Source organism: Thermomonospora cellulosilytica, from assembly GCF_014138835.1.
GTDB lineage: Bacteria > Actinomycetota > Actinomycetes > Streptosporangiales > Streptosporangiaceae > Thermomonospora > Thermomonospora amylolytica.
In genome coordinates this window covers 2,205,960-2,227,882 of sequence record NZ_JACJII010000001.1, presented here as the reverse complement: position 1 = coordinate 2,227,882, position 21,923 = coordinate 2,205,960, and the positions used below count along the sequence as shown (strand labels likewise).

General features: G+C 73.6%; 23 protein-coding genes. 10 read left to right on the top strand and 13 right to left on the bottom strand.

Annotation, left to right across the window (positions count from 1 at the left end; genetic code table 11):
• Positions 1-32 precede the first annotated feature (32 nt).
• Complete coding sequence (locus tag HNR21_RS10675; protein ID WP_182705067.1) at positions 33-803, bottom strand: DUF6585 family protein; 771 nt, start codon at positions 801-803, stop codon at positions 33-35.
• Between the two features lie 82 nt (positions 804-885).
• Positions 886-2,079 carry a homogentisate 1,2-dioxygenase gene (locus tag HNR21_RS10670; RefSeq protein WP_182705066.1) on the bottom strand — a complete coding sequence of 398 codons (1,194 nt, stop codon included), beginning with the start codon at positions 2,077-2,079 and terminating at the stop codon, positions 886-888.
• A 263-nt stretch (positions 2,080-2,342) separates the two neighbouring features.
• Between HNR21_RS10670 and HNR21_RS10665 the strand changes: the two genes are divergently transcribed.
• The 3 genes from HNR21_RS10665 (at position 2,343) to fahA (ending at position 5,782) form a co-directional block, all read left to right on the top strand.
• Positions 2,343-3,569 (top strand): DUF2637 domain-containing protein, encoded by a 1,227-nt coding sequence (locus HNR21_RS10665; RefSeq protein ID WP_182705065.1) that lies wholly within the window; start codon positions 2,343-2,345, stop codon positions 3,567-3,569.
• A gap of 91 nt (positions 3,570-3,660) precedes the next feature.
• Positions 3,661-4,548: a hypothetical protein gene (locus tag HNR21_RS10660; RefSeq protein WP_182705064.1), complete on the top strand. Its 888-nt coding sequence runs from the start codon at positions 3,661-3,663 to the stop codon at positions 4,546-4,548.
• On the top strand, positions 4,511-5,782 hold the full coding sequence (fahA, locus tag HNR21_RS10655; protein ID WP_182705063.1) for a fumarylacetoacetase: 1,272 nt from the start codon (positions 4,511-4,513) through the stop codon (positions 5,780-5,782). Before HNR21_RS10660 ends, fahA begins: the two co-directional genes overlap by 38 nt.
• Positions 5,783-6,053: 271 nt before the next feature.
• Here the strand turns inward: fahA and ispF are convergent, their stop codons facing one another.
• Positions 6,054-6,521 (bottom strand): 2-C-methyl-D-erythritol 2,4-cyclodiphosphate synthase, encoded by a 468-nt coding sequence (gene ispF / locus HNR21_RS10650; RefSeq protein WP_198679355.1) that lies wholly within the window; start codon positions 6,519-6,521, stop codon positions 6,054-6,056.
• A gap of 23 nt (positions 6,522-6,544) precedes the next feature.
• Positions 6,545-7,027: a CarD family transcriptional regulator gene (locus HNR21_RS10645; protein WP_119727017.1), complete on the bottom strand. Its 483-nt coding sequence runs from the start codon at positions 7,025-7,027 to the stop codon at positions 6,545-6,547.
• A gap of 363 nt (positions 7,028-7,390) precedes the next feature.
• Here HNR21_RS10645 and HNR21_RS10640 point away from each other — a divergent pair, with 363 nt between their 5' ends.
• Entirely contained in the window at positions 7,391-8,167 is a 777-nt protein-coding gene (locus tag HNR21_RS10640; RefSeq protein ID WP_182705062.1) for a hypothetical protein, read from the top strand.
• A 171-nt stretch (positions 8,168-8,338) separates the two neighbouring features.
• Positions 8,339-9,037, top strand: coding sequence for a copper chaperone PCu(A)C domain-containing protein (locus tag HNR21_RS10635; RefSeq protein ID WP_182705061.1), 699 nt, complete (start codon positions 8,339-8,341; stop codon positions 9,035-9,037).
• Positions 9,038-9,106: 69 nt separating this feature from the next.
• Here HNR21_RS10635 and HNR21_RS10630 read toward each other — a convergent pair whose 3' ends face one another.
• The gene (locus tag HNR21_RS10630) at positions 9,107-9,778 is read right to left on the bottom strand and encodes a winged helix-turn-helix domain-containing protein (protein ID WP_512700786.1); all 672 of its coding nucleotides are present in this window, start codon (positions 9,776-9,778) and stop codon (positions 9,107-9,109) included.
• A 5-nt stretch (positions 9,779-9,783) separates the two neighbouring features.
• Complete coding sequence (locus HNR21_RS10625; protein WP_182705059.1) at positions 9,784-11,004, bottom strand: sensor histidine kinase; 1,221 nt, start codon at positions 11,002-11,004, stop codon at positions 9,784-9,786.
• A 158-nt stretch (positions 11,005-11,162) separates the two neighbouring features.
• Between HNR21_RS10625 and phoU the strand changes: the two genes are divergently transcribed.
• The gene (gene phoU, locus HNR21_RS10620) at positions 11,163-11,825 is read left to right on the top strand and encodes a phosphate signaling complex protein PhoU (protein ID WP_182705058.1); all 663 of its coding nucleotides are present in this window, start codon (positions 11,163-11,165) and stop codon (positions 11,823-11,825) included.
• A 350-nt stretch (positions 11,826-12,175) separates the two neighbouring features.
• Here the strand turns inward: phoU and HNR21_RS10615 are convergent, their stop codons facing one another.
• The 3 genes from HNR21_RS10615 to mshA are packed head-to-tail and all read right to left on the bottom strand — an operon-like array spanning position 12,176 to position 14,791.
• A complete protein-coding gene (locus tag HNR21_RS10615; RefSeq protein ID WP_246442078.1) occupies positions 12,176-12,997 on the bottom strand; it encodes a phosphoglyceromutase in 822 nt (273 codons plus the stop codon).
• Between the two features lie 10 nt (positions 12,998-13,007).
• Positions 13,008-13,493, bottom strand: a complete 486-nt coding sequence (locus tag HNR21_RS10610; RefSeq protein WP_182705057.1) for a type III secretion system chaperone family protein — start codon at positions 13,491-13,493, stop codon at positions 13,008-13,010.
• Positions 13,490-14,791, bottom strand: a complete 1,302-nt coding sequence (gene mshA / locus HNR21_RS10605) for a D-inositol-3-phosphate glycosyltransferase (RefSeq protein ID WP_220500118.1) — start codon at positions 14,789-14,791, stop codon at positions 13,490-13,492. The genes HNR21_RS10610 and mshA overlap by 4 nt, the downstream gene beginning before the upstream one ends.
• A 100-nt stretch (positions 14,792-14,891) precedes the next feature.
• Here mshA and HNR21_RS10600 point away from each other — a divergent pair, with 100 nt between their 5' ends.
• Positions 14,892-15,656 (top strand): SDR family NAD(P)-dependent oxidoreductase, encoded by a 765-nt coding sequence (locus tag HNR21_RS10600; RefSeq protein WP_182705056.1) that lies wholly within the window; start codon positions 14,892-14,894, stop codon positions 15,654-15,656.
• Positions 15,657-15,701: 45 nt separating this feature from the next.
• Here the strand turns inward: HNR21_RS10600 and HNR21_RS10595 are convergent, their stop codons facing one another.
• Entirely contained in the window at positions 15,702-16,547 is an 846-nt protein-coding gene (locus HNR21_RS10595) for a class I SAM-dependent methyltransferase (protein WP_312880973.1), read from the bottom strand.
• 96 nt (positions 16,548-16,643) lie between these two features.
• On the opposite strand from HNR21_RS10595, the gene HNR21_RS10590 reads away from it, so the two are divergent.
• Complete coding sequence (locus tag HNR21_RS10590; RefSeq protein ID WP_182705055.1) at positions 16,644-18,251, top strand: AMP-binding protein; 1,608 nt, start codon at positions 16,644-16,646, stop codon at positions 18,249-18,251.
• Between the two features lie 29 nt (positions 18,252-18,280).
• Here the strand turns inward: HNR21_RS10590 and HNR21_RS10585 are convergent, their stop codons facing one another.
• Positions 18,281-18,793, bottom strand: coding sequence for an O-acetyl-ADP-ribose deacetylase (locus HNR21_RS10585; RefSeq protein WP_182705054.1), 513 nt, complete (start codon positions 18,791-18,793; stop codon positions 18,281-18,283).
• 149 nt (positions 18,794-18,942) lie between these two features.
• Between HNR21_RS10585 and HNR21_RS10580 the strand changes: the two genes are divergently transcribed.
• Positions 18,943-19,779 (top strand): NAD-dependent epimerase/dehydratase family protein, encoded by an 837-nt coding sequence (locus tag HNR21_RS10580; protein WP_119727006.1) that lies wholly within the window; start codon positions 18,943-18,945, stop codon positions 19,777-19,779.
• 326 nt (positions 19,780-20,105) lie between these two features.
• Positions 20,106-20,555, top strand: a complete 450-nt coding sequence (locus HNR21_RS10575; RefSeq protein ID WP_182705053.1) for an ATP-binding protein — start codon at positions 20,106-20,108, stop codon at positions 20,553-20,555.
• Between the two features lie 17 nt (positions 20,556-20,572).
• Here HNR21_RS10575 and HNR21_RS10570 read toward each other — a convergent pair whose 3' ends face one another.
• Both HNR21_RS10570 and HNR21_RS10565 read right to left on the bottom strand, forming a co-directional pair.
• A complete protein-coding gene (locus HNR21_RS10570) occupies positions 20,573-21,481 on the bottom strand; it encodes a M56 family metallopeptidase (RefSeq protein ID WP_119727003.1) in 909 nt (302 codons plus the stop codon).
• Positions 21,478-21,888: a BlaI/MecI/CopY family transcriptional regulator gene (locus HNR21_RS10565; RefSeq protein ID WP_119727002.1), complete on the bottom strand. Its 411-nt coding sequence runs from the start codon at positions 21,886-21,888 to the stop codon at positions 21,478-21,480. Before HNR21_RS10565 ends, HNR21_RS10570 begins: the two co-directional genes overlap by 4 nt.
• Positions 21,889-21,923 lie beyond the last annotated feature (35 nt).

The following is a 21,923-nucleotide window of genomic DNA, read 5'->3' as shown; positions in this document are numbered from 1 at the left end:
TATTGGATCGCCGAACGGCGGCGGCTGCGATTTCAGGCGCGCGCCCCGCGGGCGCCGGCGCGCTCGGCGCGCGACCGCAGCCGCCGGCAGATCTCGACGAGCACCGCCGCGTTCGGCACCCGGTCCAGCGGCACCGTCATGACCTGCGGGGCGTCGGCCCGCCGCACCGTCACCTCGCCGCCGCCGGCGGCCACCGACCGGACCGCCCGCCACGGCACGCGCTCGCCGTTCAGCACGATCCCCTCCCGGTCGACGGCGAACGGCCCGAACACCACCGTCGCACCGCCCTCGACCGCGGCGAGCTGCACCGGCAGCACCCGGCGTCCGACCTCGGCGACCAGCACCTCCCCCAGGTCGCGCACCCCGGGCAGCTCGTCGCCGAGCACGAACCCGCCGCCCTCGGCGTCGGTCACCCGATACCGCCAAGGGGGCCGCCGCCCCGGCGTCCGCCGCACCCCGGCCGTGGTCACGCCGCGCATCTCGTCCCAGCGGCAGGCGTGCGTCCCCCGCCGGGTGACGCGGACCAGGCCGTTCTCGAACGCGTACACCACCAGCCCCCAGCCGCGCAGCGCGCCGCCGTGCAGGATCCACCACACCGCGCCGAGGTAGCCGAACGCCAGGAGCACGCCCAGAGCGCCCAGCCAGCGCGGCCCCACGATCAGGTAGTAGAACGCCGACCACACCGACAGCACGCCCACCGGACCGAGCAACGCCATCCACACGACCGTCCGGCGGAAGTCGTCACGGGCGTCGAAGGTCCGGATCGGGGCGCCGAGACCGTGTTCCCGGGCAAGCGTCGTCACGTGTTCAGGCAATGGCACAAGGTGACGCCTACCCGTCCGGGACTGGACGAATCACCTCATCCGGGCGGAAGTCACCGCGGTGTCACGACAGCCGGGCCCAGCTCCAGGCGTACTCGGGGTCCTCGCAGCGGGCGGCGGCCGGGCCCAGCAGCAGCGGCCGGAACGTGTCGATCATGACCGCGGTCTCGCTGGTCGTGGTGTGGCCGGCGCGGACCGCCTCGATCACCGCCTCGACCGCGCCGGGCGCGGGACCGTGGGTGAACCCGGCCGGGTGCAGCGAGATCGAGCCGACGCCGATCCCCGAGCCCCTGCGCGCCGAGTAGTCGCCGGCGGCGTAGAGCATGAACTCGTCGCTGTCGACGTTGTGGTGGTTGTACGGGATCGGGACGGCCTCCTCGTGGAAGTCCAGCGGGCGCGGGCAGAACGAGCAGATCACGAAGTTCGGCCCCTCGAACGTCTGGTGCACCGGCGGCGGGGCGTGCGTCCGCTTCACGATGGGCTCGAAGTCCTCGATGTTGAACGCGTACGGGTACAGGTAGCCGTCCCAGCCCACCACGTCGAACGGATGGTGCAGGTAGGTCAGCCGGCTCAGCCCGCCCCGCGTCCGCACCACCACCGGCACCTCGCCGCCGTCCACCAGCAGCGGCTCGGTGGGCGCCCGCAGGTCCCGTTCGCTGTAGGGGGCGTGCTCGAGGAACTGCCCGTACTGGGACAGGTAGCGACGCGGCGGCCGGACATGCCCGCGCGCCTCGACCACCAGCGCCCGCAGCGGCTCCCCCGGGGCCGGGACCCAGCGGTGGACGGTCCCGGTCGGGATCACCACGTAGTCGCCGGCGCCCACGTCCAGCGCCCCGTACGTGGACTCGAACCTGGCCCCGCCGGTCTGCAGGTAGACGACCTCGTCCCCCACCGAGTTGCGGTACAGCTCGGTCGGCCCCGCGTCCGCCTCCGAGACCACGAACGAGATCCGCACGTCGTCGTTGCCCACCAGCACCTGGCGCCCGAACACCAGGTCGCCGCCGGCCGGCAGGTCCTGCGTGCGGAACGCCCTGGGCCGCAACGGGTGGTTGGGCTGCAACGCCCCGCCCGCCGCGCCCTCGTCGACCTCCTCGCTCTTGGTGATCGCCGTGGGCGCGTACCGGTGGTAGAGCAGCGACGAGTCGGAGGAGAACCCCTCCTCCCCCATCAGCTCCTCGGCGTACAACCCCCCGTCCGGCCGCCGGAACTGCACATGACGCTTCCGGGGAACCTCCCCCACGACCCTGTAATAAGGCATGACCTGCCTCCGGCGCTCGCTCGCGCTTATGGCCGCGCCTCCGGCGCGGCGGCTCGCGAGCCCGGGTACGCGTGGCCGTTCGTCGTGACCGCGCGGGCTCGCTCGCGGTGGTCTTCATACCCAGATGTGCGGGGTCTCGGCCCTGTGTCAGCGAGGTGTTCGCGGAGGTTCTTCGTTCTGTCTGAGCGGTCGTGTTGCGTGTCGTCGGGATGGAGGGGGTGATCGCCAGCAAGATAGGAATGACCGTTGGCAGGGTTGGTCAGATGAACGTCGTGAGTCCGCTCACCGCCCCCGAGATGAGAGCGATGGCCTCCGAAGACAGCAGTGCGGCGCCGACTGCGGACGGCGCCGGGTCCGGGTCCGGTTCCGTGCCGCCGCCGGCCGCCGGGCGGACGCAGCATCGGCTGATGACGGTGGCGGCCGGGCTGGGCGTGGTGGTGCTCGCGGGCGCCACGTTCGTGCTCACCTACGACGACCTGCGGGCGCTGGCGCTGGCGGGCGGGGCCGCGCGGCGGTGGGCGCCGGCGTACCCGGTCATGGTGGACGTCCTGCTCACGGTGATCGTGGTGGCGCTGGCGGCGGCGCGGAACGCGCGCTGGTGGTCGCGGTGGCCGCGGTGGGCGCTGCTGTTCTTGGTGCTGGGCGGGACGGCGGCGGCCAGCGTCCAGCGGGCGGTGCGCGGGTACGAGCCGCTGCCGGACGAGACGCTGCGGGCGGGTGTCGCGGTCGCGCCGTACGTGATGCTGGTCATCGTGGTGTGGCTGTGGCTGGCGATGTTCCGGCAGCTCCACCGGTCGCCGTCGCGGGCCGCGGCGGCCCCCGTCGCACCGGACGTTCCGGCCGCCGAGTCCGCCGAGACCGCCGAGGCCCCACCGGCTCCGCAGGACGGGCCGCCGCCCGAGCTGCCGGCGACGCGGCCCGACTCCGCGTGGCTGTTCGACGACGAGGACGACCACGACGAGCCGGAGGTGCCGCGGCAGGCTGCCGTTCCTCCGCTGGAGGACGCGGACCCGGCGGTGCCGCCGCTCGACCTGCCCGAACGGTACGACGGCCTTCCCGGGGACACCGGGCCCGCGTTCGAGTCGCCGGAGCCGCTGCACGAGCCGGACTCGGCGTTCGACCAGCCGGGCGACGACGACGCCGAGCCCGTGTTCGCCGCCGACGTCGACGACGACCCCACCCCGCCGGCCGGATACCCGTCGCTGCTGCCCACCGACGTCGAGCTGGTGCGCGGCGGGGCGCGGCCCGAGGTCAAGCCCGCCGCCACCACCCGGCCCGACATCGTGATGCCGGACCCCGAGGAGCTCGCGCAGGCCGCGCACGCCGCGCAGGCCGCGCAGGACGATGACGGCGAGCCCGGGGAGGACCGCGCCGAGGACCCGGACGGCGGCGACCGGGTGCCGTTCCACGACGAGCTGATCGACGAGGACCGCGAGCTGCCGCCGCCGTCGGGGAGCCTGCGCAGCTCGCCCACCCCGCCGCGGGACTGACGCGGGACCAACGCGCGGCTGACCGGGACCGGCCGCCGATATGGCCTCCCGGCACGTGGCGGAACGGCCGATGCCGGGTACTCCAACGGGCGTGAAGCCGCTCTTCGCCCGGATCGTCGACGACGCCGCGCTGTTCCCCCCGGCGCGCGCCGCGATGGACGACGCGCTGCGCGACCACCGGGCGGCGGAGGGGGACCCGCTGGTGGGCCGGTTCCTGTGCCCGGCGTCGCGGCTGGCGGAGCTGCGCCGCCATCTGGTGCCCGAGGACCTGATCGACCTGGTGGTCATCGCCGACACCGGGCTGGAGGGGCTGCCGGAGGCCCTGGAGACGGCCCGGCGGGAGCCCCGGGTGCGGCTGTGCGGGCTGGAGATCGCCCCCGACCCGGACGCCGACCAGGCCCGGGCCGCCGCCGTGATGATCGCCCGGCTGCCCGACGGGATCGGCTGTCACATCGAGGTACGGCAGACCACCGGCTGGCGGGAGACGCTGGACCGGCTGGCCGCCGCCCGCTCCCGGGGCCTGCCGCTGGGCGCCAAGCTCCGCACCGGCGGCCGGGCCGACGCGCCCCCGGGCGGCGAGTACGGGCCGTCCCCCGGCGAGGTGGCGGCGTTCCTGGCGGCCTGCGCCGAACGCGGGCTGCCGGTCAAGTGCACCGCGGGCCTGCACCACGCCGTACGGCACGTCGATCCCGGCAGCGGGCTGGTCCACCACGGGTTCCTCAACCTGGTGGTCGCGGCCTGCCGCTGCGTCACCGGGCGGGGCGCGCTCGAGGAGGCGGTGGCCGCCACCGACGCCCGGACGCTGGCCGAGGAGGCGGCGGGCGTCGACGAGACCACCGCGCGGGCCGCCCGGGACCTGCTGGTGGCGTTCGGCTCCTGCGATGTCCACACCCCCCGCGCCGACCTGATCGAATTGGGTCTGGCGGGGAAAGAAGCAGGTCATGACCGACGAACCATGGGTGCCCGTGCCCGCCGGTAGCGGGTTCGGCATCGAGAACCTGCCGTACGGGGTGTTCGCCCGGCCGGGCGAGCTGCCCCGCGTCGGCGTGGCCGTCGGCGAGGCGGTGCTGGACCTGGCCGGGCTGGCCGCGGCCGGGCTGCTGGACGACCGGCGCTGGTTCGCCTCCGGCTCGCTGAACGGGTTCATGGCGGCCGGCCGCACCGCCTGGCTGGCCGCCCGCGCCCGCATCACCCAGTTGCTCACCGACCCGGCGCACCGGTCGCAGGTGGAGCCGCACCTGATCCCGCTGCCGCAGGTGGAGCTGCTGCGGCCGATCGAGGTGGCCGACTTCGTGGACTTCTACTCCTCCATCCACCACGCGGCCAACGTCGGCCAGATGTTCCGCCCGCACGCCAACCCGCTGGCGCCGAACTGGCGGCGGATGCCGGTCGCCTACCACGGCCGCGCCGGAACGGTCTACGTCTCCGGCACCCCGATCTTCCGCCCCTGGGGGCAGCGCCGCGAGGAGCACGAGCTCGAACCCACCCACGGCCCCTCCCGCCGCCTGGACTTCGAGGCCGAGGTCGGCTTCGTGGCGGGCGTCCCCTCCGCCCCCGGCCACCCGCTGCCGCCCGCGGCGTTCCGCGACCACGTCTTCGGCTTCCTGCTGGTGAACGACTGGAGCGCCCGCGACATCCAGATGTGGGAGTCCCGGCCGCTCGGCCCGTTCCTGGGCAAGTCGTTCGCCACGTCGATCTCCCCGTGGGTGGTCCCCGTCGACGCGCTCGAGGCCGCCCGCGTCACCCCGCCGGCCCAGGACCCGCCGGTGCTGCCCTACCTGCGCCACGACGAGCCGTGGGGCCTCGACATCACCCTGGAGGTCGAGCTCAACGGCCACGTCATCGCGCGCCCGCCGTTCGCCTCGATGTACTGGACCCCGCCGCAGCAACTGGCCCACGCCACCGTCAACGGCGCCCCGCTCCGCACCGGCGACCTCTTCGCCTCCGGCACCGTCTCCGGCGCCGAACCCACCGAACGCGGCTGTCTCCTGGAGCTCACCTGGAACGGCACCGAGGACCTCGTCCTGCCCGACGGCACCACCCGCACCTTCCTGGAGGACGGCGACACCCTCACCATCCGCGCCCACGCCCCCACCGCCACCGGAGCCCGCCTCACCCTGGGCGAGGTCACCGGCACCATCCACCCCTCCCCCGCGGCCCCCGCCCCGGCGATGGCCGGCGGCCGGCGCCCCATCACCGGCGGCCACCCCTAGCACCGGGAGAACGACGGACGCCCTCCCGCGTCACGGCGTCCATGGCCGCCCGGACGACCCGGCGAACGGGCGTACGCCCGCCGGGGCGCGGCACTGCGACATCCGGCATCCCGCTGGTCCTCGGCGTCAACGCTCGTCCGCCGGGACGGCGCGGTCCCGTGGCGTGGGCGCACGGGTCGCGTCGTCCCCTCGAGGCAGGCGAGTCATGGCGATGACCGCACCGAGCGTCCCCGGCCGGGGCGTTCGCCCGTGCCGACCGTGGACGGGGTGGTCAGCCGGGGGGCAGGACGAGGGCGGTGGCGATGGCGGCGAGGCCCTCGCCCCGGCCGGTGAGGCCCAGGCCGTCGGTGGTGGTGGCCGAGAGGGAGACGGGGGCTCCGCCCAGGGCCTCGCCGAGGACCTTCTCGGCCTCGGCGCGGCGGCGGCCGATCTTGGGACGGTTGCCGATCACCTGGATCGCGACGTTGCCGATGGTCCAGCCGCCCTCGGTGAGCAGGCGGGCGACCTCCCGGAGCAGGTCCGTGCCGGAGGCGCCGCGCCAGCGTGGGTCGGCGGTGCCGAAGACGGCGCCCAGGTCGCCCAGCCCGGCGGCCGACAGCAGGGCGTCACAGGCCGCGTGCGCGGCCACGTCACCGTCGGAGTGACCGGTCAGGCCGTCGCCCTCGCCGGGCCACAGCAGACCGGCCACCCACAACGGGCGTCCCGAACCGAACGGGTGGACGTCCGTCCCGACGCCCACCCGTGGAATCCGTGTGTCCAAAGTCAGCTGGTGAGAACCTCGTCGAGGAGGGCCTCGGCCTTGTCCTCGTTGGTCTTCTCCGCCAGCGCGAGCTCACTGACCAGTATCTGCCGCGCCTTGGCCAGCATCCGCTTCTCACCCGCCGACAGACCGCGTTCCTTGTCACGGCGCCACAGGTCGCGGACCACCTCGGCGACCTTGTTGACGTCGCCGGAGGCGAGCTTTTCCAGATTGGCCTTGTAGCGCCGGGACCAGTTGGTGGGCTCCTCGGTGTACGGGGCGCGCAGCACCTCGAACACCTTCTCCAGCCCATCCTGGCCCACGACATCGCGGACACCCACGTCCTCGATGCTCTCGACCGGGACGCGTACTGTCAGGTCGCCCTTGTCGACCTTCAAGACCAGGTAGGTCTTATCCTCACCTTTGATGGTGCGAGTCTCGATGGCTTCAATCCGAGCAGCCCCATGGTGGGGGTAGACGACGGTGTCGCCGACCGTGAAAGTCATGTGACAAGTACCCCTTCCGCTAAGACGAGGATACCACGCGTCCGCCGGTGACCGCATCGGCCTTCCAGGCAAATCCGCAGGTCAAACCCCTAATTGGGGTCTTGACAAAGCGCCTGCAAGGTGTCTGGAGCGGTGTTTTCGCAGGGCAGCGGGGAGCGCTTTCGCCGCCCGGCGAGCCCGGCCGGGCATACTCGCCGGCGCCCCGGGGACACTCCCCGGCGGCCCCCGGGGACCCATAACGGTCCGTTCCGCCATCACCGGCGCATACTGGATGGTGAGCCCCGCCGGACCGCCGGAGACCCCCGGCCGGCCCTCCACCACCCGGTACCGGTGCCCCGGCGGTGCGGAAAGGCGAGGTGCGGCGTGAGGCCTGACGGCGATCCCGAGCACGACGACTACGGCCTGCCCCGGATCGACGTGGTGATCCCCGACGATGCCCGGGAGCTGGAACGCGACCTGATCGCCTACCGGCGCGAGGAGCGCCGCAAACGCCGCCGGGAGCGGATGCGCCGGCTGCTGGGGCCGCTGGGCCGGTTCGGCGTCGCGGTGCCGCTGATCGCCGGCGCCCTGATCATCGCCCTGGTCAGCGGGACCCTGCTCACCGTGCTGGGCCCCCGCCCCACCCCCCGCACCTCCGCGGACCCCGTGGCGGGCCGCCCCTCGGCGGCCCCCGGACGCGTCGGCGGGGTGCTGCCCTCGGGCCGGGTCACCGTGGTCACCGGCGCGACCCCGTACGAGCTGCCCGTGCTGGACCTGCGGTCCGGCGTGATCGGGATCGTGCCGCCCGGCTGCGACTGCGGCGCCCTGGTCGCGGAGCTGGGCAGGGCCACCCGCGCCAACATGGTCAACTTCTGGCTGGTGGCCGACCGCCGCCGGGCGACCGTTCCGGAGCAGGAGTCCATCAAGGAGCTGCGGGCGCTGGCCGGGGAGTCCCATGACGGCGTTCCCGGGCTGGTCTCCGACCCGCGGCACGTCCTGGCCTCCGCCTACGACCCCGATCCGTCCGACGCCCGCCTGACGGCGGTGCTCGTCCACACCGACGGCGTCGTCGCCGACGTCCTGCACGGCCCCGTTCCCGGCCCCGCGCTGACCCAGCGCGTCTCCGCCCTCAAGACCGCCAGCACCCGCGTCCCCCGCTGACCTCGCGGCGGGCGGCGGCCGGGCGGCGACTGGCCGCGCGGCGACCCCGATGGGCGGACCTAGGCTTGTGCTCGCTAATCTTCCTCTGGCGAGAGACGCGCGCCTTGAACGGCCCGGACCGACCAGTGCCCGCGCTCGCCCCCGTATCCCTTTTGCGAGGAGATCGTCGCTGTGATCCGCAACAGCCGCCGAGTGTTCGCGCTCACCGTCGCGGGTGCCGTCGCCTTCGCACCGGTGATGTCCGGCTGCGCGGCCGGTCACACCCCGCAGACGGCCATGCCCACCCAGCTGACCGAGGGCATCAACGTCACGGTGCCGCAGGGCGCCAAGCGGTCGGAGATCGACATCCGCAACATGTTCGTGCTCGGCCCGGCGGCCGGTGCGACGGCGGCGCCGGGTTCGGCCGTCCCGCTGTACGCCACCCTCATCAACCAGGTGCAGGGACGTCCCGACCGGCTGGTGTCGGTGACCTCCCCGGACGTCACCCGGGTGCAGATCGCCGGCGGCGCCGTCGCGCTGCCGGCGGCCGACCAGCAGGGTGGACAGGCGGTGCGGCTGGTCACCCAGCCGGGCCAGGCCCCGCAGGTGATCCTGCAGGGCATCCGGACCCCGCTGATCGGGGGCGAGGACATCGAGCTGACGCTGCGGTTCGAGCGCGCCGGGTCGATCACCGTGCCGGTGCCGGTGGTGCCGGCGCAGGACGAGTACGCCTCGTACTCCCCGGTGCCGACCACGCCCGCCTCCCCGTCGCCGACCGGGACCCGCCGGCCCGGGGTCACCACGTCGCCGACCGTGGGCGACACCGCCGTGCCGGGCACCCCGGGGACGCCGGTGCCGACGCCGACCGTGCCGAGCGCCTCGCCGCACTGACCGGGAACACCGAAAGGGCCGGTCATCCCCCGAGCGGTGACCGGCCCTTTCGTCGTTCCGTGCCGATGATCAGGGCTCGAACTTGTAGCCCAGCCCCCGCACGGTGACGATGTAGCGCGGCGAGGACGGCGCCGGCTCGATCTTGGCGCGCAGCCGCTTGATGTGGACGTCCAGGGTCTTGGTGTCGCCCACGTAGTCGGCGCCCCACACCCGGTCGATGAGCTGCATCCGGGTCAGCACCCGCCCGGCGTTGCGCAGCAGCACCTCCAGCAGCTCGAACTCCTTGAGCGGAAGCTGCACGTTCTCGCCGTTCACGGTGACGACATGGCGTTCGACGTCCATCCGGACCGGGCCGGCCTCCAGGGTGGCGGGGGCGGGCTCCTCCACGTCGCCCTGGCGGCGCAGCACCGCCCGGATCCGGGCGATCAGCTCGCGGGTGGAGAACGGCTTGGTGACGTAGTCGTCGGCGCCCAGCTCCAGGCCGACCACCTTGTCCACCTCGCTGTCCTTGGCGGTCAGCATGATCACCGGAACGTTGGACCGGGCGCGCAGCTCCCGGCAGACCTCGGTGCCGGGCAGCCCGGGCAGCATCAGGTCCAGCAGCACCAGGTCGGCGCCGTTGCGTTCGAAGATCTCCAGGGCGTCGGGCCCCGTCGCCGCGACCGCCACCTCGAAGCCCTCCTTGCGGAGGTTGTACGACAGTGCGTCGCTGAACGACTCCTCGTCTTCCACGACGAGCACACGGGTCACGGTGTGGCCTCCCGGGCGTTGTCCGTCACAGGCCCCTGATGGTTCCTGGGGGCGGTTGCGGGCTGGGTGGTGGGGTTGTCGCCGCGCATCAGCGGCAGCCGCAGCGTGAAGGTGGAGCCGGAGCCCTCCTTGCTCCAGACCGTCACCTCTCCGCCGTGCTTGGTGGTCACGTGCTTGACGATGGCCAGGCCGAGCCCGGTGCCGCCGGTCCGCCGGGAGCGGGCCGGGTCGACCCGGTAGAACCGTTCGAAGATCCGCTCCAGCTCGGCGTCGGGGATGCCGATGCCCTGGTCGGTCACGGTCAGCTCGACGTGGTCGGCGTCGGCCTGCGTGGTCGCGATCACCACCCGGGTGTTGTCGGGGCTGTAGGCGACCGCGTTGTCGATCAGGTTGCGCAGGGCGGTGACCAGCAGCTCCTCGTCGCCGCGGACCCTCAGCCCGACGCGGCCGCCGACGACCAGCTCGATGTCCTTGGCCTCGGCCTTGATCCGGCAGCGGTCCACCGCCTCGCCGACCACGTCGTCCAGGGCGACCGGCCGCGGCTCGGGCAGCGGCTCGTCGCCCTGCACCCGCGACAGGGTCATCAGGTCCTGGACGAGGTTGTTGAGCCGTACGGCCTCGATCTGCATGCGGCCGGTGAACCGGCGGACCGCCTCCGGGTCGTCGGCCGCGCCGGCGACGGTCTCGGCCAGCAGGCTCAGCGCGCCGACCGGGGTCTTGAGCTCGTGGCTGACGTTGGCCACGAAGTCGCGGCGGATGGCCTCGGTGCGCCGCATCTCGGTGAGGTCCTCGGCCAGCACCAGCACCAGCCCGTGCGTGCCGAGCGGGGCCACCCTGACGGCGAACCACCGCCCCTCGGCCCGGCCCCGGCCGCGCGACGGCGGCACCTGGACCTCGGTCTCCCGGATCTCGCCGTCCCGGCGCACCAGCCGGGCCATGGCCAGCAGCTCGTCGACGACCAGCCGGTCCCCGCTGACCACCCCGAACGCGCGTGCGGCGGGGCTGGCCCGGACCACCCGGTCCTCGGCGTCGATCACCACGGCGGAGGAGCGCAGCACCGACAGCACCGAGGCGATGCCCGGCGGCAGCACCGGCCGGTGCTGCGCGGCCTGCTCGATCCGCTGGGCCCGCTCGCTCATCCGTACGGCCAGCCCGGCGGTGAGCCCGATCGCGAGCCCGGCCAGGCCGGTCAGTCCCGCGACTATCTCCACCTGCACACTTCGGATCGTAAGTGCCCGAACGGGTGCGGTTGCACCGGCGGGGCATCGATAGCGGCCGCGTTCGCCAAAAGTTCACTTCGCTTCCTGTAACGGTTCACAATGGTCGGGGATCCTGTGCGCTGGACCGTTCCGCCCCCGACCCCAGGGAAGCCGTAGTGCGCGACATCTACCACGAGGAACTCGACGGCATCTCCGACAAGCTCGTCGAGATGACACGACTGGTCCGCTCGGCCATGACCCGGGCGGTGAACGCGCTGCTGGACGCCGACCTGCGGCTGGCCGAGGAGGTCATCGGCGGGGACGACCGGATCAACAAGATCGACGCGGAGATCGAGGAGACCGTGTTCGATCTGATGGCCCGCCAGCAGCCGGTGGCCGGCGACCTGCGCACCCTGGTCACCGCGCTGCGGATGAGCGGCGACCTGGAGCGGATGGGCGACCTGGCGGTGCACCTGGCCAAGACCGCCCGGCGCCGCCACCCCGAGTCCGCGATCCCGCCCGAGCTGCAGGTCATCGTGCTGGAGATGGGGCAGATCGCCGAACGCATGGTCGCCAAGGCCGGCAGCGTCATCGCCTCCAAGGACGTCGAGCTCGGCATGGAGCTGGACGCCGACGACGACGCCATGGACCGCCTGCACCGCAGGCTGTTCGACATCATGCTGTCCCCCAAGTGGCAGCACGGCGTCGAGCCCGCCGTCGACATCTCCCTGGCCGGCCGCTACTTCGAGCGCTTCGCCGACCACGCGGTCCACGTCGCCGAGAACGTCGTCTACATCGTCACCGGCCAGCGCCCCGAGGAGCTCAACGAGCTGAACTGAGGTGCTTACGGCCGCGCCTCCGGCGCGGCGGTGAGCGGGCCTGGGCCCGCGCGGTCGTTCGTCGTCGTGGTTCGAGATCGCTCGTTCCTCGCGATCTCGAACCGCTCCTCCGCACGACCACGCGGGCCCGCTCGCGGTGGCCTTCAGCGTCTTGAGGTGCAAGGCCAGGCCCGCCTGCGATGATCACCGTCCATCGACGTCGCGCGGGGGCCTTCAACGGCCGGGTGTGCAGGATCGCCGTGGGAGTCGGCGTCCGGGGCATGCCGGGCGTCGGCGGGGTGCACCGTTCCTGAACGGCGACGCCGACCGGCCCGGTCGGCCGGTCGGCGTCGTGGGTGCGGGGTGTGTCCCTACTTCTTCCTGGACTTGCGGTCGGCCCGGCCGGGCTTCTTGGCGGGTTCCTTCTTGGCGTCGGTGCCGGAGGGGGTGGCGGCGCCCTGGTTCTTGACGGCCTCGATGGCGGCCTTGGCGGCCTCGGGGTCGAGGTACTCGCCGCCGCGCTTGAGGGGGGCGAAGTCGTCGTCGAGCTCGTAGACCAGCGGGATGCCGGTGGGGATGTTGAGCTCGGAGATCTCCTCGTCGGAGATGTCGTCCAGGTGCTTGACCAGGGCGCGCAGGGAGTTGCCGTGGGCGGCGACCAGGACGGTGCGGCCGGCGGCCAGGTCGGGGACGATGGCGTCGTACCAGTACGGCAGCAGGCGGTCCACCACGTCGGCCAGGCACTCGGTGCGCGGGATCAGCTCCGACGGCAGGTGGGCGTACTTGAGGTCGTTGACCTGCGACAGCGGGTCGTTGTCGTCGATCGGCGGGGGCGGGGTGTCGTAGGAGCGCCGCCAGATCTTGAACTGCTCCTCGCCGTACTCCTCGCGGGTCTGCGCCTTGTTCTTGCCCTGCAGGGCGCCGTAGTGCCGTTCGTTCAGCCGCCAGGACCGGCGGACCGGGATCCACAGCAGGTCGGCCACGTCCAGGGCGATGTTGGCGGTGCGGATGGCCCGCTTGAGGACCGAGGTGTGCACCACGTCGGGGGTGATGTCGGCGTCCAGCAGCAGGTCGCCGCCGTTGGTCGCCTCGCTCTCGCCCTTGGCGGACAGGTCCACGTCCACCCAGCCGGTGAACAGGCCCTCCGCGTTCCACACGCTTTCCCCATGCCGCAGCAAAACCAAGGTCGCCATGCTCGGAAGCCTACCGGGAGGGGTCGGCGAACCTCGCGAAGGCCTGCAGGTTGGCCAGGCTCTCGCCGCGGGACACCCGCCAGGCCCACTCCTTCTGGATGGAGGTCTTGAAACCGATCTCCAGGGCCTTGTCGAAGTTGTCGTCGGCGTAGCTGAGCACGCTGCCCAGCAGCCGGTCGACCTCCTCGGCGCTGACGGACGCCAGCGGCAGCCGGCCGACCAGGTAGACGTCGCCGGCCTCGTCGAGGGTGAACGCCACCGCGTACATGCGGCCGTTCTTGCGCAGCAGCCAGCGGTAGAACTCCTCGTGGTTCTCGTCCGGCCGGCGGCAGAAGAACGCCTCGACGTGCAGGCTGTGGTCGCCCACGATCAGCCAGGTCATGGTGGCGAGCTTGTGCTCGCCGGGCAGCTTGACGAAGAACGCGCCCTCGCGGGGCTGCTGGTAGTCGAGTTCGGCGTCCTTGAGGGCCTGCTCGATGATCTCGGCCGGGGTCATCGGGGGAGCGCTCCGGTGGGCTGGGCAACGGTCGTCAATGCCCCGGTATACACCTCCAGCAGCCGGTCCACGGTGACCTCCCAGCCGAACCGGTGGGCGTGGCGGACCGCGCCGCGGGCGAGCCGTTCGCGCAGCCGGGGCTCGGCCTCCAGGCGGGCCAGCACGGCGGCGTAGTCGGCGGGGTCGTGGCCGTCGATCAGCACGCCGGACTCGCCGTCGCGGACGGCGGTGCGCAGCCCGCCCACGGCGGCGGCCACCACGGGGGTGCCGCAGGCCTGCGCCTCGGCGGCGACCAGGCCGAACGACTCGTTGTGGGAGGGCACCACGGTCACGTCGGCGGCGCGGTACCACTCGGCCAGTTCCGGCTGCGGGCACGGGGGCTCGAACCGTACGAGGTCGGCGATGCCCAGGTCGCCGGCGAGCTTCTGCAGCCCCTCGGGCCGGGCGCGGCCGGTGCCGCTGGGGCCGCCGACCACCGCGACGACCAGCCGGCGGCGCAGCGCGGGGTCCGCCTCGACCATCCGGGCGGCGGCGCGCAGCAGCACGTCGGGGGCCTTGAGCGGCTGGATGCGGCCGACGAACAGCAGCACGTACGCGTCGCGGGGCAGGCCGAGGCGGCGGCGGGCCACCTCGGTGCCGGACCGCAGCAGCCCGGCGCGGGGCCGGAAGCGGGACAGGTCGACGCCGGGGGTGACGGTGGCGACGCGGGCGGGGTCGGCCCCGTACAGCTCGACGAGCTGGCGGGCCTCCTCGTCGGTGTTGGCGACCAGCCGGTCGGCGGACTCGACGACCTGTTCCTCGCCGAGGACCCGTTCGGGGGGCTCGGGGGTGTCGCCCTCGGCGAGCGCGGCGTTCTTGACCTTGGCCATGGTGTGCATGGAGTGCACCAGCGGAACGCCCCAGCGCTGCTTGGCGGCCCAGCCGACCTGGCCGGACAGCCAGTAGTGGGTGTGCAGCAGGTCGTAGTGGCCGGGCTCGTAGGCGGCCTCGGTGCGCAGCACCCCGGAGGTGAACCCGCACAGCTCGGCGGGCAGCTCGTTCTTGTCCAGCTCCTCGAACGGCCCGGCGACCACGTGCCGGACCAGCACGCCGGGCACCAGCTCGGCCACCGGGGGCAGGTCCCGGGAGGTGGCGCGGGTGAAGATGTCGACCTCGACGCCCCGGGCCGCCAGCCGTTTGGCGATCTCCACGATGTAGACGTTCATGCCACCCGCGTCGCCCGTACCCGGCTGGTCGAGCGGCGAGGTGTGCACGCTGAGCGTCGCAATCCGGCTGATAGGGGCGCTTCGGCGCGACAAGGGACACCACCTCCGTTTGGAGAACCTATCGACCGTACGGTCTGTTCCCGGCGCATCCCCCGCTGCACAGGGCTCGGCGCGGGGGCGGGACAATCGGGGCGTGCGCAAGACGGCGGTGGTGACTGGAGCGAGCAGCGGGATCGGCGCGGCCACGGCCCGGCGGCTGGCGGCCGAGGGCTTCAACGTGGTGCTGGCGGCCCGGCGGCGGGACCGGCTGGACGCGCTGGTCGAGGAGATCAAAGGGACCGTTCCGGGGGCGGGCCGGCTGGCCGCGGTCACCCTGGACGTGACCTCGCAGGAGTCGGTGGACGCGCTGGCCGCGGGCCTGCCCGAGTGCCACGTGCTGGTCAACAACGCGGGCGGCGCGCTCGGCCTGGAGCCGGTCGCCGAGGCGGACCCGGCGGACTGGCGGGCCATGTACGACACGAACGTGCTCGGCCTGCTCCGGGTCACCAAGGCCCTGCTGCCCAAGCTGATCGCCAGCGGCGACGGGCATGTGGTCAACATCACGTCCCTGGCGGGCCATGTCCCCTACGAGGGCGGCGCCGGCTACAACGCGGCCAAGCACGCGGCCTACGCGGTCAACGAGGTCATGCGCCTGGAACTGGTCGCCGAGCCGGTCCGCGTCACCGAGATCGCCCCCGGCCTGGTCAAGACCGAGGAGTTCAGCCTGGTCCGGTTCCGCGGCGACGCCGCCAAGGCCGCCAAGCCGTACGAGGGCGTCCCCGAGCCCCTGGTCGCCGAGGACGTCGCCGACTGCATCGCCTGGGCCGTGACCCGTCCCTCCCACGTCAACATCGACCGCATCGACGTCCAGCCCCGCGTGCAGGCCGCCCCGTACAAGCTCCATCGGGAGGGCTCCTGACCCGTCGCCCGGGCGGCCGTTCCGGAACGACCGGCGCGCGGTCCGTCAGGGCGAGGGCGCGACGGCCGACCAGGGGAAGGTGACCTCGCCCAGGCGCCAGCGGGGGCGGGGGCCCAGGGGCGGGCGGGTGATGACCGGGTGGATCCGGGCCAGCAGGCGGACGGCCTCTATCCAGCGGGCTCTCGGGCCGAAGACGGACTGGGGGGCCGCGACGGCCCAGCAGCGGTCGAAGTCGGCGAGGAGGGTGTGCACGGGCTCGCCGGGGACGTTGCGGTGGATGAGCGTCTTGGGGAGGCGTTCGGCCAGGTCCGAGGGGCGGGGCAGGGTCGGCAGGTGGGCGGCGAAGGTGATGGTGCGGGGGCCTTCGGGGCCCAGGGTGACCCAGACGGCGCGGCGGCCGGTCTCGCTGCAGGTGCCTTCGACCAGGACGCCTTCGGGGGCGAGCCTGGCGCACAGGGTGTCCCAGGCCCGCCAGGCGGCGGGCTCGTCGTACTGGCGCAGGACGTTGAACGCGCGGATCAGGGCCGGGGGGCGGTCGACGGGGAGTTCGAAGCCGCCGCGGCGGAAGGACAGGCCCTCGTACTGGCCGGTGGGGCGGACGCGTTCGAGGAAGGACAGGCCGGCCGCGACGCGTTCGGGCTCGATCTCGATGCCGACGACCTCCAGGCGGGGGGACGCCACGCGGAGGCGGTTGTAGAGCTCGACGGTGGTGACGGGCGAGGCGCCGTAGCCGAGGTCGACGGCCAGGGGGCGGGGGCCGGAGCGCAGGGCCCGGGTCTGGGTGGCGGCGATCCACAGGTCGACGCGGCGCAGGCGGTTGGGGGCGGTGGTCCCCCGGGTCACCTCGCCCATCGGTCTGGCCGGCCTGCCCGGCGTCCTGTGTACGGCCACGGGCTCGATTGTGGCGCGGAGACCGTACCGAATGAGATTCGGTAAGGAATCGGTTACGGTGATCGCCGACACCCCCTACGCCCCCGAGGAGCGTCGATGCTCGACCTGGCGACCCTGCACGAGGCCATCGCGGCGGCCAAGCCGGACTCCGAGTGCCTGGTCTGGCGGGACCGCAGGCTGACCTGGCGGCAGGTGACCGACCGGACGCGGCGGCTGGCGCGGGTGCTGCACGAGCACGGGCTGGGCCGCCGCGACGCGACCACCGAGCCGTGGGAGTCGCCGCACGACCACCTGGCGCTGTACCTGCACAACGGGCCGGAGTACCTGGAGGGCCTGCTCGGGGCGCACAAGGCGCGGGTCGCCCCGTTCAACGTCAACTACCGGTACGTGGACGACGAACTGGCCCACCTGTTCGCCGACGGCCGGCCGGCCGCGATCGTCTACCACGCCAGGTTCGCCGGAACGCTGGCCCGCGTCCTGGACCGGCTCGGCCGCAGGCCCCTGCTGCTCCAGGTCGCCGACGAGTCCGGGGCCGATCTGCTGCCCGGCGCGCTGGACTACGAACAGGCCCTCGACGCCGCCTCCCCCGACCCGTTGGACGTCCGGCCCGACCCCGGCGACCTGCACATCCTCTACACCGGCGGAACGACCGGCATGCCCAAGGGCGTGCTGTGGCGGATCGGCGACCTGCTGTCCGGCCCGCTGGGCGTGCGCCGCCGCGACGGCGGCCCGTTCACCGGTGTCGAGGAGGCGGTGCGGAGCGCGGTGGGCCGCCCCGAGACGCGGGTGCTGGTGGCCCCGCCGATGATGCACGGCGGCGGCACCTGGACCGCGCTGGGCGGCTGGTGCGGCGGCGGGGTCGTGATCATCCCCGACCGGGTGGACCGCCTCGACCCGGCGGGCCTGCTGGCCGTCGCCGCCCGCGAGCGGGTCACCCGGCTGCCGCTGGTCGGCGACGCGTTCTGCCGCCCGCTCGTCGAGGAGCTGGAGCGCGGCGCCCACGACCTGCCGGCGCTGCGCACCATCGTCAACTCGGCCGCCGCCATCAGCCCCGGCGTGCGGGAACGGCTCACCGCGCGGCTCCCGCACGTGCGGATCCTCGACGTGCTCGGGTCCTCGGAGTCCGGCTTCCAGGTCGCGCGGCAGGCCGCCGGGAGCGCGCCGTTCATGCCCATGCCCGGCGCGGCGGTGGTCAGCGACGACCGCACCCGGCTGCTGGCGCCCGGCGACGACGAGGTGGGCTGGCTGGCCAAGAGCGGCACCATCCCGCTCGGCTACCTCGGCGACCCGGACAAGACGCGGGAGACGTTCGTCACCATCGGCGGGCGCCGGCTGGTCGTGGCGGGCGACCGGGCGCGGCTGCTGGCGGACGGCCGGGTCGAGGTGTACGGGCGGGAGGCGACCACCATCAACACCGGCGGGGAGAAGGTGTACGCCGAGGAGGTCGAGGTCGTGCTGCGCGGCGTCCCGGGGGTCGCCGAGGCGCTGGTGGTGGGACGGCCGAGCGAGCGGTGGGGCCAGGAGGTCGTGGCGGTGGTCCGGCTGGAGCGCGAGATGACCGACGAGGCGCTGCGCGAGGGCTGCGCGGCCCGGCTCGCCGGATACAAGGTCCCCAAGGCGTTCTTCCGTACGGAGGAGAGCCTGCGGCTGCCGAACGGCAAGGCCGACTACAAGACCGCGCGCGCCGTGGTGGCGGGCGGCTGACCCGGCGTCTCGGCTCGGGGCCGGCCGTGTCAGACGGCGGCGAGCGCGCTCCGGAACGCCTGGTAGGCGTCCTCGGTGAACAGCACGAACCGCGCCTCCACCACCTGCGAGGGCGTGCTCAGCACCGTGCCTATGGCGATCCGCGCGGCGTCGTGGACCGGCCAGCCGTAGATCCCGGCCGACACCGCCGGGAACGCCACCGTCCGCGCGCCCAGCTCGTCGGCCACCCGCAGCGACTCCCGGTAGCAGGAGGCCAGCAGCTCGGAGCGGTCCTCGGTGGCCGAGTAGACCGGTCCCACGGTGTGGATGACCCAGTCGGCGGGCAGTTCGCCCGCGGTGGTCGCGACGGCGTACCCTGTCGGAAGCCCGCCGCCGAAACGCGAGGCCCGCAGTCTGCGGCACTCGTCGAGGATGGCGGGACCCCCACGCCGGTGGATGGCGCCGTCCACGCCGCCACCGCCCATCAGCGAGGAGTTGGCGGCGTTGACGATCGCGTCCACCTGCTGCTCGGTGATGTCGCCCCGCACTAGAGTGATGTCCATCACATCCCCCGCCCTCCGGCCTGACCGATTGCCAACCTATTCGATACCCAGGTCGTGATAGGCGTTAAATCACTGCGCGTCAGTCAGCACCCGGGTCCAACAGGCCCTAACGTGACAGCGGGCTCTGCCGCTGTACCTGGAGGTCCACTGTGAAGATCCTCGTCGCCGGAGCGACCGGCGCCATCGGACGTCGTCTGGTGCCGCTGCTCGTCCAGGCCGGCCACGACGTCTCGGGCACGACCCGGAGCACCGAGCGGGCCGAGGCCCTGCGGGACGCGGGGGCCCGGCCGCTGGTGGTCGACGTCCTGGACGCCGAGGCGCTGCGCGAGGCGGTCGCCGCCGAACGGCCCGACGTGATCGTCCACCAGCTCACCGACCTGTCCGGAGAGGACTTCGCGGCCAACAACCGGCTGCGCATCGACGGCACCCGCAACCTGGTGGACGCCGCCAGGGCCGCCGGTGTGCAGAAGATGATCGCACAGAGCATCGCCTGGCTGTACGTCCCCGGCTCCACCCCGGCGACGGAGGACGAGCCGCTGGACGAGCGGGCGTTCCCGTACCCGGGAGTGGCCGCGCTGGAGGAGGCCGTGGCGTCCATGCCGCACGGCGTCGTGCTGCGCTATGGAGCGTTTTACGGGCCCGGCACCTGGTACGCGCCCGACGGCGCGATCGCCGCGCGGGTCCGTGCGGGCGAGCTGCGGCCGTCCCCGGCCTGGACCTCGTTCATCCACGTGGACGACGCCGCCACCGCCGCGGTGGACGCGCTGGAGTGGCCGGCCGGCCCGGTGAACGTGGTGGACGACGAGCCCGCCCAGGCCACCGAGTGGCTGCCGGTGTACTGCGAGGCGATCGGCGCGCCCGTCCCCACCGGAGGCCGGCACGCCGCCGCCACCGGCCGCCCGATCTCCAACGCCAAGGCCCGCGGCCTGGGCTGGAAGCCGCAGTATGCGAGCTGGCGCATCGGATTCGAGCACCTGACGGACTGAGTCCCGTCGATCCGGCCCCGCCGTCCCCCCGGGACGGCGGGGCCGACCTCAACAAACCAGTACGGCCTCAACTATTGGCCAGGCCGTACCATTGGCGTGCTCCCTTGGCCTGCCTTGGCCGGAGACCGGGATTCAGCCCGTGCCACGTCGACACGCGGCACCTCTGCGGCTTCCTGCTTCGCCGGGCCGTGCCACGCACGCGCATGGTCTTATCAGCCCTCCACAGGCGTTTAACCTCTCCGCCCGCCCGGCGGCGAGGATGTCAGGTGAATTCTCTGCGTACTCGCCTCACCACGGGACGATGCGAAGGTTCCATGGGGTCACGTGTGAACCAGGACGCTGACCGCAAGGGTGTGGATGAGTTGCAGATGCCGATGGCGGCCTCGCCGGCCAGTGCGGGGCTGGCGTGGAGCCTGGTGGAGGCCCGCCTGATCCGCTGGGGGCTGGACGACGAGGCCCGGTACGACGCGCGGCTCATCCTCACCGAGCTGCTGGCCAACGCCATCGGGGTGACGCCGCTCGGCGGGCACGTCACGGTCCTGTGCAGCCGCGACACGGCCGGTGTGGCGATCGGCGTGGCGGACCGCTGCCCTGACGTTCCGCCCGAGCCGCAGGCCGTCGTGGAGATGCGGCCCGAGGACCTGGACCTGCGCCCCGAGCGCTTCGACGACAACGGCGGCTGGGGGCTGGCCGTCGTGACCGCCCTCGCCGCCGCCTGCGGCGTCACCCGCCTGGACGCCGGCGGCAAGATCGTCTGGGCCAGGCTGCGGGCGTGACCGGCGGGTCGCCGTGTTCAGATCGGAAGGTGGTACAGCAGGAACGGGGTCACGGCGAGGGCGGTGGCCGAGGCCAGGGTGGCTATGCGGGTGACCTGGCTGGGGGGTTCGGGCTCCAGGAGGCGGCGGACGCGGGCCAGGACGGCGGGCTGGTCGACGGAGGCGGCGGACAGCGCGCCGGAGGGGGCGGCGACCGGGCGGGCGGCGGCGAAGCGCAGCAGGGCGGTGGCCAGTTCGCGCGGGGGGCGGTGGCGCAGGGCGCGGTCGTCGGCGGCCATCTCGATCAGCAGCTCGACGGCGTCCAGGCAGCGGCCGACCAGGCTGATCTGGGGGAAGACCTGGCGGAGCGAGGCGAACGGCAGCAGCACCAGGTCGTGGCGCTCGCGGGCGTGCGCGCGTTCGTGCGCCAGCACGGCGGCCAGCTCGGCGTCGTCCAGCAGTTCCAGGGTGCCGGCGCTGACGACGACCTTGGAGGAGCGGACGCCGGGCACGCAGTACGCCGCCGCGGCCGGGTGGTCCAGGACCAGGGTGCCGGGGACGGCGGCGTTCCGGCTGGCGACCAGGGCCAGCAGGGCGCGGTGGCGGCGGCGGGCGCGGTAGATGCGCAGCACCGCGTACGCCAGCATGACCAGCAGCACGGCGGTCAGGCCGGTGCCGGCCAGCAGGGCGGCCAGGTGCCAGGCGTCCAGGCGGGCGGCGTCGTCGGCGATCATCGCGGGGACGCCGCCGGTGATGCCGTCGCCGTACGGCAGGACGGCGTAGCCGATCAGCGCGCCGATGGTGGCCACGCCCCAGGCCAGGCCGAGGGCCTGCCACAGGGCGATGCCGGCGCGCGGCATCCGCCACGGCCAGCGGGCGTTGGACAGCAGGTGCGCGCCGCCCACCGTGCCGACGGCGATCAGGGCGAGCAGCGCGGTGCCGGTCATCCGCCGGGCTCCGCTCTGTCCCGGTCCCCGTCGCGGGCGGTCCCGGTCAGCTCGTCGAGGGCCTGGCGCAGCGCGGCCACCTCGTCCTCGGACACCGAACGGACGAAGTGCGCCAGCGCGGCGTCGCGGTCGCCGGTCTGGTCGAGCGCGCCCAGCATCAGCTCGGCCACGTAGCCCTCGCGGCTGGCGGCCGGGCGGTAGCGCCAGGCGCGGCCGTCGCGCTCGCGGGTCAGGAAGCCCTTCTTGGCCAGCCGGTCCAGCACCGTCATCACGGTGGTGTGGGCGAGGTCCCGCTCCCCGGCGAGGGCGCGGCTGACGTCACGTGCGGTGGCCGCACCGCCGCCGGCGTCCTCGCGTGCCCAGAGGACCTCCATGACGGTGCGTTCGAGTTCTCCCAGACCCTTCACCCCATCGAGGGTACCGGGCTGAGAGCAAGGTCACC